Annotated in this window: 18 protein-coding genes; 3 read left to right on the top strand and 15 right to left on the bottom strand. The window is 34.4% G+C overall.

Features of this window, described 5'->3' with window-relative positions; translation table 11 throughout:
- Positions 1 to 84: 84 nt before the first annotated feature.
- From kynA to kynU, 3 genes are read right to left on the bottom strand one after another with little or no spacing between them, the layout of a single operon-like run.
- A complete protein-coding gene (kynA, locus tag FH036_RS03795; protein ID WP_139895370.1) occupies positions 85 to 924 on the bottom strand; it encodes a tryptophan 2,3-dioxygenase in 840 nt (279 codons plus the stop codon).
- A gap of 33 nt (positions 925 to 957) precedes the next feature.
- Entirely contained in the window at positions 958 to 1587 is a 630-nt protein-coding gene (gene kynB / locus FH036_RS03790; protein ID WP_000858053.1) for an arylformamidase, read from the bottom strand.
- Positions 1588 to 1589: 2 nt separating this feature from the next.
- The gene (gene kynU, locus FH036_RS03785) at positions 1590 to 2876 is read right to left on the bottom strand and encodes a kynureninase (RefSeq protein ID WP_044792197.1); all 1287 of its coding nucleotides are present in this window, start codon (positions 2874 to 2876) and stop codon (positions 1590 to 1592) included.
- A gap of 159 nt (positions 2877 to 3035) precedes the next feature.
- Here kynU and FH036_RS03780 point away from each other — a divergent pair, with 159 nt between their 5' ends.
- Positions 3036 to 3647, top strand: a complete 612-nt coding sequence (locus FH036_RS03780) for a TetR/AcrR family transcriptional regulator (protein WP_000799594.1) — start codon at positions 3036 to 3038, stop codon at positions 3645 to 3647.
- Positions 3648 to 3797: 150 nt separating this feature from the next.
- Here FH036_RS03780 and FH036_RS03775 read toward each other — a convergent pair whose 3' ends face one another.
- The 8 genes from FH036_RS03775 to FH036_RS03745 form a co-directional block, all read right to left on the bottom strand.
- Complete coding sequence (locus FH036_RS03775) at positions 3798 to 4256, bottom strand: SRPBCC family protein (RefSeq protein WP_000006424.1); 459 nt, start codon at positions 4254 to 4256, stop codon at positions 3798 to 3800.
- A 152-nt stretch (positions 4257 to 4408) separates the two neighbouring features.
- Positions 4409 to 4642: a YczI family protein gene (locus tag FH036_RS03770; protein ID WP_138321903.1), complete on the bottom strand. Its 234-nt coding sequence runs from the start codon at positions 4640 to 4642 to the stop codon at positions 4409 to 4411.
- Between the two features lie 136 nt (positions 4643 to 4778).
- Entirely contained in the window at positions 4779 to 5036 is a 258-nt protein-coding gene (locus FH036_RS03765) for a DUF3977 family protein (protein ID WP_000873851.1), read from the bottom strand.
- 112 nt (positions 5037 to 5148) lie between these two features.
- Positions 5149 to 6999 (bottom strand): sigma-54-dependent Fis family transcriptional regulator, encoded by a 1851-nt coding sequence (locus FH036_RS03760; RefSeq protein WP_138321902.1) that lies wholly within the window; start codon positions 6997 to 6999, stop codon positions 5149 to 5151.
- Positions 7000 to 7122: 123 nt separating this feature from the next.
- Positions 7123 to 7290 (bottom strand): hypothetical protein, encoded by a 168-nt coding sequence (locus FH036_RS26965; RefSeq protein ID WP_078383688.1) that lies wholly within the window; start codon positions 7288 to 7290, stop codon positions 7123 to 7125.
- Positions 7291 to 7313: 23 nt separating this feature from the next.
- Positions 7314 to 7652 carry an NIPSNAP family protein gene (locus tag FH036_RS03755; protein ID WP_000499968.1) on the bottom strand — a complete coding sequence of 113 codons (339 nt, stop codon included), beginning with the start codon at positions 7650 to 7652 and terminating at the stop codon, positions 7314 to 7316.
- A 27-nt stretch (positions 7653 to 7679) separates the two neighbouring features.
- Positions 7680 to 8222, bottom strand: coding sequence for a GNAT family N-acetyltransferase (locus FH036_RS03750; protein WP_000584319.1), 543 nt, complete (start codon positions 8220 to 8222; stop codon positions 7680 to 7682).
- A 12-nt stretch (positions 8223 to 8234) separates the two neighbouring features.
- Positions 8235 to 9005, bottom strand: a complete 771-nt coding sequence (locus tag FH036_RS03745; protein WP_000493628.1) for a DeoR/GlpR family DNA-binding transcription regulator — start codon at positions 9003 to 9005, stop codon at positions 8235 to 8237.
- A 250-nt stretch (positions 9006 to 9255) separates the two neighbouring features.
- On the opposite strand from FH036_RS03745, the gene FH036_RS03740 reads away from it, so the two are divergent.
- The gene (locus tag FH036_RS03740; RefSeq protein WP_139895369.1) at positions 9256 to 9747 is read left to right on the top strand and encodes a hypothetical protein; all 492 of its coding nucleotides are present in this window, start codon (positions 9256 to 9258) and stop codon (positions 9745 to 9747) included.
- A gap of 40 nt (positions 9748 to 9787) precedes the next feature.
- On the opposite strand, the gene FH036_RS03735 is transcribed toward FH036_RS03740, so the two are convergent.
- Positions 9788 to 10444 carry a DUF4085 family protein gene (locus FH036_RS03735; RefSeq protein ID WP_139895368.1) on the bottom strand — a complete coding sequence of 219 codons (657 nt, stop codon included), beginning with the start codon at positions 10442 to 10444 and terminating at the stop codon, positions 9788 to 9790.
- Between the two features lie 221 nt (positions 10445 to 10665).
- On the opposite strand from FH036_RS03735, the gene FH036_RS03730 reads away from it, so the two are divergent.
- Positions 10666 to 11262 (top strand): hypothetical protein, encoded by a 597-nt coding sequence (locus FH036_RS03730; protein WP_139895367.1) that lies wholly within the window; start codon positions 10666 to 10668, stop codon positions 11260 to 11262.
- An 82-nt stretch (positions 11263 to 11344) separates the two neighbouring features.
- Here the strand turns inward: FH036_RS03730 and lpdA are convergent, their stop codons facing one another.
- Genes lpdA through acoB form a run of 3 tightly spaced genes read right to left on the bottom strand, consistent with a single transcriptional unit; the run spans position 11345 to position 15001 of the window.
- Positions 11345 to 12724, bottom strand: a complete 1380-nt coding sequence (gene lpdA / locus FH036_RS03725) for a dihydrolipoyl dehydrogenase (RefSeq protein ID WP_139895366.1) — start codon at positions 12722 to 12724, stop codon at positions 11345 to 11347.
- Positions 12725 to 12739: 15 nt separating this feature from the next.
- Positions 12740 to 13939, bottom strand: a complete 1200-nt coding sequence (locus FH036_RS03720) for a dihydrolipoamide acetyltransferase family protein (protein WP_000257751.1) — start codon at positions 13937 to 13939, stop codon at positions 12740 to 12742.
- A 27-nt stretch (positions 13940 to 13966) separates the two neighbouring features.
- A complete protein-coding gene (gene acoB / locus FH036_RS03715) occupies positions 13967 to 15001 on the bottom strand; it encodes an acetoin:2,6-dichlorophenolindophenol oxidoreductase subunit beta (RefSeq protein ID WP_000198904.1) in 1035 nt (344 codons plus the stop codon).

Here is a 15001-nt window from a genome sequence, read left to right as displayed (position 1 = left end):
TATTATATCTTGTAGCTTTCATTAAAACATACTTGGGTTCAAATAAAAAACAAACCTGCCAGTAATGAACTGACAGGTTTGTTTTTATAATTTCGTACGAACATTCCAAAGCTCTGGGAAGAAGCTTTGATCAAGTACTCGTTTTAAATAAGATACACCAGAAGAGCCACCTGTTCCCATTTTATGTCCGATAATGCGTTCTACTGTTTTCATATGACGGAAACGCCATTGTTGTAGCCAATCTTCAATATCGATTAATTTTTCAGCAAGCTGATATAAATTCCAATATTTTTTCACATCCGCATACACTTCAAGCCATGCTGCTTCTACTGTTGCATCTTCTTCGTATGGCTGTGTAATATCACGATTTAACACATCTTTATGAATTGGGAATCCTTCTTTTACAAGAGCTTGAATTGCGACATCATACAAACTTGGTGCATGTAGCGCTGTATGAAGTCGAGCGTGTAATTCTGGATCTTTTTCATAAATTTTTAAGGCATGCGGCGTTTTATAACCAAGTGCATACTCAATCATACGATATTGATACGATTGAAAACCTGAAGCTTGACCGAGCGAGTCACGAAACTCAATGTACTCGGATGGTGTTAATGTCGCAAGAATATCCCAAGATTGAATAATTTGAGACTGAATTTTTGATACACGTGCTAACATTTTAAAAGCTGGTTGTAATTTGTCTTGTTTAATAGATTCAATTGCTGCGTTTAACTCATGTAAAATAAGCTTCATCCAAAGTTCGCTTGCTTGGTGAATAACGATGAACAACATTTCATCATGGTGGTCTGATAATCTCTTTTGAGAAGATAGTAAACTATCTAATTGTAAATATTCCCCGTACGTCATATTCTCTTTAAAGTCCGTATGAATCCCTTTTTCCATAATTACCTTTTCATTTTCTTTCATATTAGCAAAACGCCCCTTTATATATATTTCTACTTATATTGGTCTAATAACTGCTCGAACTGGACTTCCATCTGCATCTGATAAGGCAAGTGGTAATGCGATCAATTCATAATCACCGTCTGCTACGTGATCTAGTACGACATTTTCTAAAATGTGTATACCATGTTTAAACAATTGATGATGCGCTGCTAATTCTTTATCATCTAATGGATCAACTGATGGTACATCCACTCCGATTAAACGTATACCTTTTTCTGAAAGAAATGGTGCTATATCCGCACGTAAATGTGGGATTACATCTGGGAATTCATTCGCTTTACCATGTGAAGATGTGCGTAACAACAAGCGTTCTACTCCTTCTAAATGAAATTTCTCTAATTCCTTTTTCCCAATGCTTTCAAGATTAGAAACATCAATGATTCGCGTAGGTCCGACATAAACTTGAATATCTAAATCGAACACTTTCTTTCCATCATTATCAAAATGAAACGGTGCATCAATATGAGTACCTGTATGAATACTCATCGTTAACTTTCCGACATTTACTGAACCACTCTCTTCTTTTGACCATGAAACTTCATACGAGAACGGTGTATCCCCTGGCCAAGTAGCAATATCATTATTTAGAGGTTGTGAAATATCAATCCACTCTGATGTTTTCATACTTATGCCACAACCTCTCGCTTATTTTCAAATTGCTTATACTCTTCATCTTTCATAATTTTCTTTAAAATCATAACAGACTGCCATACTTCTTCGTACGTATTATATAAAGCAACTGGCGCAAGTCTCACTCCATTTGGCGCTCTAAAATCTGGAATTACTCCATTTGCTTTTAACGCTTTACATATACGTGCTGCTTCTGCATGCTCTAAATAAATATGCCCGCCTCGTTTTTCATCCTCTAATGGATTTCCAATTGTAAATCCAAAATCACTTAATTCATGAGCAATTAAATTAAGCATGTATCTTGTAATATGTAAAGATTTTTCACGTAAACGTTCTATACCAGCCTCTTTAAACATTTCAAGAGAACCGATTAACGGCGCTGTACTTAATACGTGAGGGGTACCAATTTGATATGCACCTGCATGGTCTGCTGCAGTTAATGTATGTTCCATATCAAACTGCTTATCTTTTCTAGAACTAAACCAGCCAGACAAGCCTGGAAGTCTATTACAATGTTTTTTATTTACATAAAGGCCAGCAACACCACCAGGTCCTGCGTTTAAGTATTTATAATTACACCAAATAGCGAAATCAACATCCCATTCTTTGAAATGATGCGGAATAGAACCGATTGAGTGACATAAATCGAACCCGATATGAATACCACGCTTATGCGCTTCCGCTGTTAAACGTTTCATATCAAGAATTTGGCCGCTTCTATACAGTACAGAAGGCAATAAAATTAAAGCGACATCATCTGTCATCGCATGAATAATATCATCTTCAGAAAGTGTTCTACCATCTCGGCTCTTCACTCGTACTAAATGCTCATCTGGATCTAGGCCCTTTAAACGAATTTGACTTTGAAGTGCATATATATCTGACGGAAATGTTAATTCATCTGCAAGAATTTTTGTGCGTATTCCTTTCGGCTCATAGAAAGTTGCGATTACTTGATGAATATTCGTTGTCGTGGAACCGGTTACAATAGTTTCTTCTGGTAAAGCTCCAATAAGAGGTGCAGTCAATTCACCTAATTTTTCCGAAAGGAAAAACCACGGATGCTCACCCTCGGTCCAGCCGTCAATGCCATACTCTTTCCATGAATCTAGCAACGTAAGTAACGATTTCTCTGCTCTTTTTGAAAGTAGCCCTAATGAGTTTCCATCTAAATATATTGTTCCTTCTTTTTTATAAAATTCAGTTTGAAAATCTTTCAGTTCATCATGTTTATCACATTCAAGCGCATACTCATAAGTTGGTTGAAATGGTTCTTTATACATGGTGTCACCTTCTCTTAATTTTCTTTTTATTCTAACTAATTGAAATATATCACCTTAGTTGATATAACGTCAATGATATTATGTCAGTTGACTTTATATATGAATTTCTTTTACAATACAGTTATATTTTCAGATATTTCAGTATAAAGAGGTGATTCTTTGAAAAACACTACTCTTTCATCAAGAAAACACCGCTCCTTAGAAACTAAAAAGAAACTTTTACATTCCGGCTACATTGTTTTTATTAATAATGGATTTCAGAAAACAACCATTACACAAATTATTAAACACGCTGAAACCGGTTATGGCACGGCATATGTATACTTTAAAAACAAAGATGATCTTCTCATCGTTTTAATGGAAGATGTTATGAATCAATTTTATAATATCGCTGAGCGCTCTTTTTCGCCTCAAACGACAGAAGAAGCACGTACAATGATCCAAAATCAAGTTAAAGCATTTCTACAATTAGCAGAGAAAGAACGAGCAATTTTACAAGTTGTAGAAGAAGCAATTGGGTTATCAAAAGAGATACGTCAAAAATGGGACGAGATACGGGAACGCTTTATAAACAGTATTACGCAAGATATTACATACTCTCAAGAAAGTGGGTTAGCACATTCTAAATTGAATAAAGAAATTGTAGCACGTGCTTGGTTTGCGATGAATGAGATGTTTCTTTGGACGATTGTGCAAAATGATAAAAAGATCAACCTAGAAGAAATTGTGCATACATTGACGAAAATGTATACGACTGGTTTATATAAATAGCACACCTTCAATACATAAGGTGTGCTATTTTTGTATTGATAAAGAAATGTATGAAAAAGCTATTGAGGTTTTCAATAAAAAATCTTTAAACAGTAAAAGCGTTACTCATGAGATTGAGTAACGCTTTTACCTTCATACATATCTTTAATATTAATCTTCTTTATGATAAGCAGCTTCTACACATTCTGCTAGACGCTCAATTTGTTCCATAGTTAAACCTCGTGAAATCCAGCCTGTTAACTTATACATAATTTTATAGTAAAGATTACTAGGTTCATATTCTGAAATTAATGTCAGTGCTGTACCCTCCTCATCTTCTTCTAACATATAAGTCATTGCCGAATAACCTTGCTTCATTTCACTGCCAAGTGAAATAATATGGGGTGCATCGTATTCAAGAATTTCTACTTCTGCCTCCAATATTTTCTTACCGACTTTTTGAACAGAAATATATTTATCTCCTACACGTGGATTCTCTTTATCTATATTTGAAGGATAGCGATTTTCTATCATAAATGTATTCCATTCTTTTATTTTTTCATCTTCTATTATGTAGTCACATACAACATCCATTGGTGCTTTTATTACTATTTCAATTGCAAAACTCATTATACTGCCCCTCTCAAATACCCTATCCATTTCTATTTAACTAAATCATTATGCCATATTTTATATAGTGAAATACAAGTGGAATTTTAATTTTTATTACGAGAATATTTATCGTAATAAGGAAAGCATGAATAAGTCATTTAAATACTTATTCATGCCAAATATTTTACTAACGATACAACAATTAAATATAGCGCAACGAGTAGTAAAACGATACCCACACTTCTATTTTCTTTATTTTTAAAATTTTGCACCCCTAAACTACCTAACATAAACCCTAAAAGCGTTTGTAAAATTAACATACTCAGTTCCGAAGTATCATTCCAACTATAAATAGAATACCCCATTATAATAATTGCAAGTAAAACAGTTACGATCCTATTCATACGCAAATCCTCCCTTTTTAAAAAGAAACCGCTAAGTTTCCTTAGCGGTTTTATTAACAATTTATATTTATAAAAAGTGCTTTTCATGAATTTGATATAAGTCAAAAGAATTTCCTGGTCAATATAACTTCGCACGTTAGCCCACTTTTTCTTTATCCAGTCTACTCACAATTCCAAAAATAAATTTATATTCAATCCTCCTTTTTTTAACCTTTTTAAACCCTTCTTTCGTATCTAAAATTAAACACGTTTTTCGAAACCACACTCGTACATATAAAGACTCAAAATAAATAGGTTTTATAATTCCTCGTTCTTCAAATTCAGTTCCATCTTTATTTTCAGTTTCTGTTCGAACGAACCACCTATTTCCAATACCAATTTCAATATACTTCACATAAGTCCCCCTTTCGGAAATTTATTTTCAACTATTTTATTATTTCCCCGGTAAGCGCACATTCCGACAGAACATGAGCCCACAAAGAAAAAGTAGATTACAAAAATCTACTTTATAACTTATATTTTTGCATTCGTTTATAAAATGTACTTCGAGGTACATCTAACAGTTTTGCAGCTAACGAAACATTTCCGTTCGTCTTTTCTAGCGCTTCAATCATGCTATCACGCTGTATTTTTTCACGGAAATTTAATGTTTTCTCTGTTTTATTTTCTGCTTGCAATTCAAAATGAGGTTGATTTCCCATCATTGTTTGTAATAAAAAAGAGATTTGTTTTTCGCATATTTCTCGTCCTTGCGACAAAATGTAAATGCGTTCTAATACATTTAATAATTCTCGAATATTTCCGGGCCATGTATGCTGTGAAAACTGATTACAAATGCTCTTCGGAAATGCAACATTCCAATTCTTTCGTTCACAAAAATGTTGTATGAAGTAAGGAATATCCTCTTTTCTTTCTATTAACGATGGAACATATAGTGGATAAACATGTAAACGATAATATAAATCTTGGCGGAACTTGCCTTCCTCAACTAATCGCAATAAATCTTTATGTGTCGCAGTAATAATACGAATATTTACTGGTATCTCTTTTGAACTGCCAATTGGGGTTACTGTTCGTTCTTGTAAAACACGCAATAATGCGACTTGCATCTCTGGCGGCACTTCACCAATTTCATCTAAAAATATTGTCCCTCCGTCTGCTTGTTCGAATTTCCCTTTATATCCGTGGCGCCGCGCACCTGTAAATGCACCTTCAGCATAACCGAACAATTCACTTTCCATTAATTCTTTCGGTAATGAACCACAGTTAACAGCTATAAAAGGGCCATTTTTTCTTGGACTATTTTCATGAATCGCTCTCGCTACATATTCTTTCCCTACACCTGTTTCACCACAAACATATACACTTGCGTCAGTTGGTGATACGAGCTTAATTTCTTCTAAAGTATGTTGAAATGCACTGCTTGTCCCAATTACTCCAGGAAAAGTGATGCCATTTATAAATGGGGACGTTGAAAATGATTTTACTTGTTTATTTCCCTTTACATAAATACATTTCCCAATCATTCTATTATTACTGTATACTGGAACTTCTAATTTAGTTTTCAATCCATAGTGCATTAAATCTTCAAGTTTCATCCGTGACCAATTACATACTCGTTCCCGAACCCTCTTGCTTGCAGAAACGATAACATTACGATGATTACAAATTACAACTTGTTCATCACTGTCAATTACATCTAAAAAACGATGGATTAAATGTAATTCATTTTGATGCACTCGAATACTACATTCACGTTCAATCGCATGTGCAATCGAAGTTACCATCCCGAGCATATACGGATGGGAAAATTCAATGGGACAAGAGAAATCTAGAACTCCAATTAATTTCCCGTCATCATTATGAATGGGAGCAGCCGCACAGCTCCAGCTATGAGATGCGACAGAATAATGCTCTGTACCACTTATCATAATAGCCTCTTCAATCTCAAGCGCTGTTCCTATCGCATTTGTACCAACAGCTGCTTCCGTCCATTTCACACCTTCAATGAAGTTAATATGTTTTGCTCGTTTCAATGTTTGTTCATTTCCACTTAACGATAGAACATAACCATCTGGATCAATTAATAATGCCAACATTTGCAGTTCATCAATGGTTTTTCTCATATTTTGTATTTGAGGTATTGCTATATCGAGGAAGATTTCACTCTTTTTCTTTTGATCTTGAAAAACTTTAGAAGACAAAATTTTCTGACCTTTATTCATATGAGGATTCACATTTGCTTGTTTACATCGATGCCATGACTCTGAAATTCTCTCGTTCATACGGTTCGAATCAAGGACCCCTTCATCAACAAACTTTTTCCATGTATGTAAGTAAAACGGTGAAGCTAACATTGTATCATCTCCCTATTCATTGTTTTGGAGATCTGTAAAAACATACCTTTATTATAAAACTGAATAAAAGCGTTTTCAATAAAACTAGAAAGACGACACAAATATGTTAATAATTTGAATATCTTAATGCACTTCTTTATTCTTTTTTAGTAGCACTATGTTTTGTATAATGGACGCAAAGAAAATACATAACCAAAACCACATTTGTGGATTACCGTTTATAAAGAAAATAATTACGGCTATTGCAAATAAAATTGTGGATGCTACACTAAAATATAATTTTGTTTTCATTCCCACTATCTCTCACCTCTCTATCACTTTACAGTACATACTAACTCTTCGTTTTTCATCTCTACTATGTACTCCTGTAAAACATATTCCCTTCCGCCATGTTTTTCATACCATTCATGTATTTTTCTAATATGCTTCTCGTCATTTCTAATCTTTGATTCTATTTCTTTATACTGTTCATAACTATCATATTCCCATATGGCAAACACTTCAGTCGTACCATTCTTATTATCTTTCATCCAGCGTCCTATTAGCCTAGAGCCATGCTTTAACTGATTAGGTAAGTTCGTATGATTGAAATGATCATTAAAAATTTTAATAAATTCATTTTTTACTATATAGTACTTTCTTCTATAAAACATACATTTCCACCTCTTTAATGAACAGACTCAAATACACCTTCCCATTACAACCGTATTATAATACTTCCCATCCGACAGCCTTTTATCATTTTTTAAAATACCTTCTACTTCAAAACCTAATTTTTTATATAGCTGAATGGCTTTTTCGTTTGTCTCTAATACTTGTAATGATATCTTTTTAATCTCATTTTCATCAGCCCAATGAATAGATTGTTGCATGAGACTCTTCCCGATTCCATATCCCCAAAACTCTCTTAAAATACAAACGCCAAACTCTACTTTATGGGATAATCTTTTCAAATTTGACCCTTCACATCTTGAAAACCCTACGATTTGGTTGTGCACTTCTGCAACTAAAAAGAGATTCTTCACCTCTTCACTATCTGCTTTTATTATTTTTTGAAAACCTATTTTATCTATAAATCCCTCTCCAGCTTCTCTATCCATATTTTCAGTTTCGCCATCGATCTGAACTCTAATCTTCGATAATTGCTCCGCATCCGTTTCAGCTGCTGAACGAATTGTGTAAGTTAATCCATTTATGTGAAACTCTTGTTCTTTTATAATCATTTTAAACTCCTTTTAAATGCAATCTATTGATGCTATCAAAATTTCTTTGCCTTGTTTCTCAAATTGTTGAATTATTTCTTTAGGAGCTTCTTCATCTGTTATTATAAGTTCAATTTCTCTCAGTGACTCTCCTTTTATAAAGCAATCTCTTCCAAGTTTAGTATGCGGAGCTAAACAAATATTTCTTCTAGCAATTTTACTTACTGTTTTTCCAAAATAAGCAACTTCCGGCGTGGCAGTACTTATACCATCCAATGAAATGCCGCCACCTGTAGAGAAATACAAATCAATAGACAATCTATTGATCATTTCAGAGGCAAGTGTATCTGTCATATTTCCTGATGATTTCACCTTTCCACCAATTAAATATGTTTCTACATTCTTATACTCCCTTAACTTACTAGCAATTTCTAAAGCATTCGTAATCACTGTAAATGATGTTTCAGGTAAATATTTTAACATGGCATAATGGATAGAAGCTCCACCAATAAAAACGGAATCTCCTTCTTGTATGTAGGATGCAGCAACTTTCGCAATCGCTTCTTCACCTAGTGAACTATCACGATAACATTTCGATGGTTCAGCAGTTAAATTTCTTACTCTAGTAAGTTCGATTGCACCTCCATGTGTTCTTTTTAACAAGCCATCCTTCTCCATAATAGACAAATCTCTTCTTATAGAATCAATAGACATATCGAAACTTTCCGCAAGATCTTTAGCAATTACCCTTCCGTTTTTCTTAAGTAATTCTAAAATTTTCTCTCTGCGCTCTTCAGTAAACATGTATCCACCGCCGTCATTGAAGATTCTGAAACTTTATCTTTATTTTAATTATATGCATGTCTCTTCCGTGTTACAATATTTTTAATTCTTGTTCACTCTGTTTTATTCAGCTTTCTCCCTCTTTCTATTCCATTAACTTGACAACAAAATAAATGCATATTTGCATATTCTGCAAATATGCTTCCATTTCCTTTCCTATTCATGTAAAATTATTCCTATGTTTTACTTTTTAATACAGAAAGGAATTATTATGAAATCTATAATGAAAGTAACTTGTACAGCATTATTATTTACAGGACTTATGGCAGGATGTAGTGGGAATACTGCACCGAAACAAGAAAAGAGCGCTCTTGAAAAGAATGCAATGCACTATGGGGAAATAGTTAAAAATGAATACTATAGAGCAACTGTTGAAAATGCTAAATTCGAAAAAATAGACAAAGAGTGGCGTCTCACAGCTCGTGTTACTATAAATAACGCTCGTGCTGACGGACAAACGATAGATCTTTCAGAAATAAAATATTTCATAAAAGATGAAAAAACGGGTGAAAAATACGAAGGTGAAGTTATACAAAATGAAAATGCTAAAAAGGTTCCATCTGAGTTTTCTTTAACTACCGACATTGTATTTAATATGAAAACTTCACCAAAAGATTTAAATAATATGTATTTATACATAGATAGCAAATCTGCGCCGTTAACAGATACATATTGGAAACTTGATAATTTAGCAACTAAATAAAAAACAGTCAAATAAGACTGTTTTTTGTTTGTAAAGTTTACTAGTTACCTATCTTAAGCAATACATCTTTTGCACAAATCGTCACTTCTTCAAATGGGCAATCAAATAAAACACCCAATTCAAATCCTTCATGAATAAGATCTATTTCATGACATAACCACCAAGCACCTTCAAAATTTTCCGGGATAGAACATTTCGTTACTCCTGTAAAAGTTGCTTGTAGTTTATCAAATTCACTGAAAGTACCACTGCAATCTAAAGTTATAATTAGCGTAGCTTCTGATTTTTTCTCCACTGATTTGACTACACTGTCATGTAGTGAGTATTCATGTAGTTGAACGACATTCTGCGCGAGCTTTTCTTTTATAGAATTATAATTATCTATATAGGCTTGCTCTAAATCATTCATTCTTTTCTCATAATCTTTTGTCCACTCAAGCATAAGTCTCTTTAATTTTTCCGTTGGGTATTCTGAATTAATTGTATTGTCATGAATGTATGGATGCAGTGATTTAGGGAGGAACTTTAATAAATCTTCTTTCTTTTCTTCCACGTCTTCTCTTAAACTTTGCTTATAATCCATTCCTACCTTTTCGCTCTCTCGCAACATCTCTTCCCATTCTTCTACTGTTTCTGGGAAATTTAAAAAACCAGATACTTGCATTTCTTTATACCAATCTTTATTAAAATACTTCAAAAACTTTCCCCCTAAAATATTTTAAGATCTAACAAAAGCGATATATCTATTTATTATATCATTCCAATAACTATTTTTTCTAAAGAAAAAATGCAAAACTATAAATATTCCGCCTTTTATTTCTAAAACTTCAGAATATTTACAATAGTTGATAATTAGAATACATTTTACTAGTACAAATATTCACCTGTACAAAAATCTAAACAAAAAGGGATGGTTATATGTTGAAGAAATTAGTAGCAGGGACATTAGTAGCTGGATTTGCATTAACTGGGGGATTAGGTGCAGTAAGCGCTGAAGAAAAAAGTAACACAATTAAGTCTTTTGATTATTTAAAAGTGGATGAACAGAATGTTAATTCTCTTACAAAATTAAGTGATCAAGATAAGAAAGACATCCAAATTACTATGGTATTACCAGAGCAAAATGAAAATGGAGATTGGCTAGCTTATGGTTTTACTAGCCGCGAAACATTAGATGCTTATATTGAAAAGGATAAAAAAGTACTTAAAAATAAAATTAATCCTTTAGGTAGCGGTGCTGGTAGTACTGATTTTTATGAACATAAAGATAAAGGTGGCCAATATATTTACTGGAGCAGCGGCTTTAAAAACTTACCATCTAGCTGGAACGACAGAATTTCCTCTGTAAGTACAGCATCGCCTTCAGCAAGTTATTCAACGACACTTTGGGAGCATACTTCTACACAAGGCTATGGAAAAGGTGTTATATTTAAACATGCTGATTGGTACGGTAAAACTGCTAATTTAGCTGCTGATTGGAACGATATTACTTCAGCGATTGACGTAAAAAAATAATAGGATATTCAATTTTTTCTGTAAAAATGCAAACCACTATTCTCTTATTCATTTAGAGAATAGTGGTTTATTATATTTTCATTTAAGCATGTACAGCATGTCCTAAAGCTTGCAATAACGCTTCATGAATCGCTTCAGATAAAGTAGGGTGCGCTGCAATATAATCTCTCATAATATCGGCAGTAACTTCCGTATGAATCATTACAGTTCCTTGACCAATTAGTTCTGTTGCACGAGGACCAATAATAGAAATTCCAACAATTTCTTGATATTTAGGTTCCACAATAACTTTTACTTTCCCCGTTTGTTCTCCAATAATAAGCGCTTTTCCATTTGCTGTAAAAGGAAATTCTCCCATTTGTATGTCACCGTACTGCTCTCTTGCATCTTTTTCTGTTAAACCGACACTAGCAATTTCTGGAGCGGTATAAATACAGCGAGGTACAGCATGGTAGTTTACTTTTACATCTTCTCCACTCGCGTGTAATGCTGCCGTCGTTCCTTCATGGAAGGCAACGTGAGCAAGCTGGATTCCACCAATCACATCGCCTGCTGCATAAATATGTGATACATTGGTTTGCATATGTTCATTCACAGAAATTCCTTTATTTGAATATTGAATGCCTGCTTTTTCTAAATTTAATTGTTGTACACGTGGTTTTCGGCCGACAGAAACGAGAATAAATTCTGGATTAACTTCTTGGATACTTCCTTCATATTCAAATGAAGCCTGCTTCTTATAATTATTTAATCCTTTTAAAGCTGCTCCTGTAAATATTTCTACACCATCATTTTCTAGTTTCCCTCTTAAAATGTGTGAGATATCTTCATCTTCACCTGGTAATAATTGCGGTGCCATTTCAACAATCGTAACTTTTGTTCCAAGGCGACTATAAATACTTGCAAACTCGCATCCTATTACACCACCGCCAACGATTAATAATGATTTTGGTATATAATCTATGGACATTGCATGGCTGCTATTTAAAATCCACTTTCCGTCAAATGGAGCAAAGGGTAATGCAGTCGGTTCTGAACCTGTCGCTATAATGAACTGATCTCCATCTACTACATCTTCTTTATTACCGTTTGTAACTCGAACACGGTGATCCGTTTCAAATTTCGCTTTACCTTGTATAACTTTTATTTTATTTTTCTTCATTAAATATTGAATTCCTTGGACGAGCTGCGTTACGATTTGTGATTTCCTCGCCTGCATTTGCTTCCAATCAATTGATATACTTCCATTATTGAGTGTAACTCCATAATGATTCGCTTTTCTCACAATGTCATGCACTTCCGCACTTTCTAACAATGATTTTGTAGGCATACACCCAACATTTAAACAAGTCCCGCCAAGATCAGCTTCATCAATAAGAGTGACATCTTTTCCATTTTGAGCTGCGGTAATTGCCGCTACATAGCCAGCAGGTCCGCCACCAATAACGACTAGTTTACTCATTCTCTCACCTTCTCTTTATAAAAGAATTGTTACAGGTTCTTCTAAATAACGTTTAATTGTGCGTAAAAATGCAGCTGCTGGTGCACCATCTAATACACGATGATCGAATGTTAAACTTAAAGGTAACATACTGCCTTTTTTTATTTTCTTCCCTTTATATACTGGAACATGTTCAATTGCACCTACACCTAAAATACCAGTTTCAGGTGTATTTAATACTGGCGTAAAATATTCAATACCGAAGCTACCTAAATTACTAATTGTAAAGGTTGTCCCTTGCATATCATCACTACTTAAACTACCTTCTCTTGCTTTTTGTGCAACGTTTTTAATTTGTTTAGATAACTCTACTACAGATAGATTATTAGCAAAGCGAATAGCTGGAACGACTAATCCTTTTTCTAATGCGACTGCCATGCCTAAATGAACATGTTCAAATTGATGAATTGTATCATCCATATAAGCACTGTTCATTTCTTTATGCTCTCCAAGCGCTAATACAACAGCACGAGAAACGAAATCCGTAATAGTTAGTTTGTTATCGTATCGTTTTTGTACAACTGACGCTATTTCTTTATGTAAAGCAACTAAATCTGTAACATCTACTTTCATCGTTAATGTTAATTGCGCACTATTTTGTAAACTTGCATGCATACGGTTTGCGATTGCTTTCCGCATACCAGTAACAGGAATTACTTTACTTTCTTCTTGTTCAAGTACTTCTGGAATTGTTACTCTTTCTTCAATCGCTTTTAATACGTCTACTTTTGTAATCCTTCCGCCAGGGCCTGTACCAACTAATGCTTTGATATCTAGATTTTCAGACTTTGCAATTTTCTTCGCTACAGGTGAAATTTTGATTCTTTTCTTCGCCACTTCTTTCGCATATGGTTCTGGATGTTGGACCTTTTTAGGCTCTAGATTAGGTGCTTTTTCTTCTACAACATTTATACTTTCATTGATTTCTACTTTTTCGTTCAGCTTACCGATATAGCAAATGACAGTGCCAGGTGGAACTCCCTCATCTTCACTTACAGCTATATCAAGAACAGTTCCATCCGCTGGTGCTTCTATTTCAGTTTCGATTTTTTCCGAATTAATACTAGCAATTAGTTCACCTTTTGATACATGATCGCCTGCTTTAATATTCCAGCTCGTAATAATACCTTCTTTCATCGCCATACCTAACTTCGGCATTACAACTTCTACAGCCATATTTCTCTCTCCCTTCTCATCGTTTCATTACACATGTAATAAAGATTGGTCTCCAATCATTTCTGATACAGTTTCAATTACTTTCTCCGGCGTTGGTAAATATAACTTTTCAAGTGGTGGTGAGAACGGAACTGGTGTATGTGGTGCTGTAATTCGTTTAATTGGTGCATCTAACAAATCGAATCCTTTATCCGCTACAAGTGCCGCAATATCCGTTGCGATACTACATCTTGGATTTGCTTCATCAATAACAATAAGGCGATTTGTTTTTTCAACTGATGCTAAAATCGTATCTTCATCCAGTGGTGATAAAGAACGTGGATCAATTACTTCTACTTCAAGTCCTTTTTTCGATAATTGCTCAGCAGCTACAAGTGCTGTATGAACTTGTTTTCCAATGGCGACGATTGTTACATCAGAACCTTCTCGTTTAATATCTGCTTTACCTAATGGAATTGTATAATACCCTTCCGGCACTTCACCTTTCATATTGTAGAGTGTTTTATCTTCAAAGAAGATTACTGGATCATCATCTTCAATTGCCGCTAATAGTAAACCTTTTGCATCATACGGAGTAGAAGGAACGACAACTTTAATTCCTGGAATGCTCGTAAATAACGCATACAAACTTTGTGAATGTTGTGCAGCTGCGCTAAAACCTGCACCATGCATCGTACGTACTGTAACTGGCACTTTCGCTTTACCACCGAACATATAGCGGAACTTTGCACCTTGGTTTAATACTTGATCAAGACAACTACCGATAAAATCATTAAACATTAATTCAGCAATCGGACGTAGTCCTGTTGCCGCAGCTGCCATTGCCGCTCCCATGTAACCCGCTTCTGAAATTGGTGTATCTAAAATACGATTTCGGCCAAATTCTTGTACAAGGCCTTTCGTAACACCAAGAACACCGCCCCATGCTTCATCATCTTGCAAGTGATCAACTTGTGCACCACCTGCAACGTCTTCTCCTATTAAAATTACGTTTTCATCACGACGCATTGAGATTTTCATCGCTTCATTAATTGCAGTTGACATACTTACTGTTCTAGTCAT

This window comes from Bacillus sp. CD3-5, assembly GCF_006349665.1.
Classification (GTDB): domain Bacteria; phylum Bacillota; class Bacilli; order Bacillales; family Bacillaceae_G; genus Bacillus_A; species Bacillus_A paranthracis.
This window is presented reverse-complemented; position numbering and strand designations above follow the sequence as displayed.

Bases quoted from the DNA above. Each gene is read 5' to 3' on its own strand.
- acoB (WP_000198904.1), bottom strand. From the start codon at position 15,001: ATGACTAGAACAGTAAGTATGTCAACTGCAATTAATGAAGCGATGAAA.
- FH036_RS03760 (WP_138321902.1), bottom strand. From the start codon at position 6,999: ATGTTAGCTTCACCGTTTTACTTACATACATGGAAAAAGTTTGTTGAT.
- kynB (WP_000858053.1), bottom strand. From the start codon at position 1,587: ATGAAAACATCAGAGTGGATTGATATTTCACAACCTCTAAATAATGAT.
- kynA (WP_139895370.1), bottom strand. From the start codon at position 924: ATGAAAGAAAATGAAAAGGTAATTATGGAAAAAGGGATTCATACGGAC.
- FH036_RS03770 (WP_138321903.1), bottom strand. From the start codon at position 4,642: ATGAATAGGATCGTAACTGTTTTACTTGCAATTATTATAATGGGGTAT.
- FH036_RS03740 (WP_139895369.1), top strand. From the start codon at position 9,256: ATGAAATCTATAATGAAAGTAACTTGTACAGCATTATTATTTACAGGA.
- FH036_RS03730 (WP_139895367.1), top strand. From the start codon at position 10,666: ATGTTGAAGAAATTAGTAGCAGGGACATTAGTAGCTGGATTTGCATTA.
- FH036_RS03755 (WP_000499968.1), bottom strand. From the start codon at position 7,652: ATGTTTTATAGAAGAAAGTACTATATAGTAAAAAATGAATTTATTAAA.
- FH036_RS03720 (WP_000257751.1), bottom strand. From the start codon at position 13,939: ATGGCTGTAGAAGTTGTAATGCCGAAGTTAGGTATGGCGATGAAAGAA.
- FH036_RS03745 (WP_000493628.1), bottom strand. From the start codon at position 9,005: ATGTTTACTGAAGAGCGCAGAGAGAAAATTTTAGAATTACTTAAGAAA.
- kynU (WP_044792197.1), bottom strand. From the start codon at position 2,876: ATGTATAAAGAACCATTTCAACCAACTTATGAGTATGCGCTTGAATGT.
- lpdA (WP_139895366.1), bottom strand. From the start codon at position 12,724: ATGAGTAAACTAGTCGTTATTGGTGGCGGACCTGCTGGCTATGTAGCG.
- FH036_RS03750 (WP_000584319.1), bottom strand. From the start codon at position 8,222: ATGATTATAAAAGAACAAGAGTTTCACATAAATGGATTAACTTACACA.
- FH036_RS26965 (WP_078383688.1), bottom strand. From the start codon at position 7,290: ATGAAAACAAAATTATATTTTAGTGTAGCATCCACAATTTTATTTGCA.
- FH036_RS03775 (WP_000006424.1), bottom strand. From the start codon at position 4,256: ATGAGTTTTGCAATTGAAATAGTAATAAAAGCACCAATGGATGTTGTA.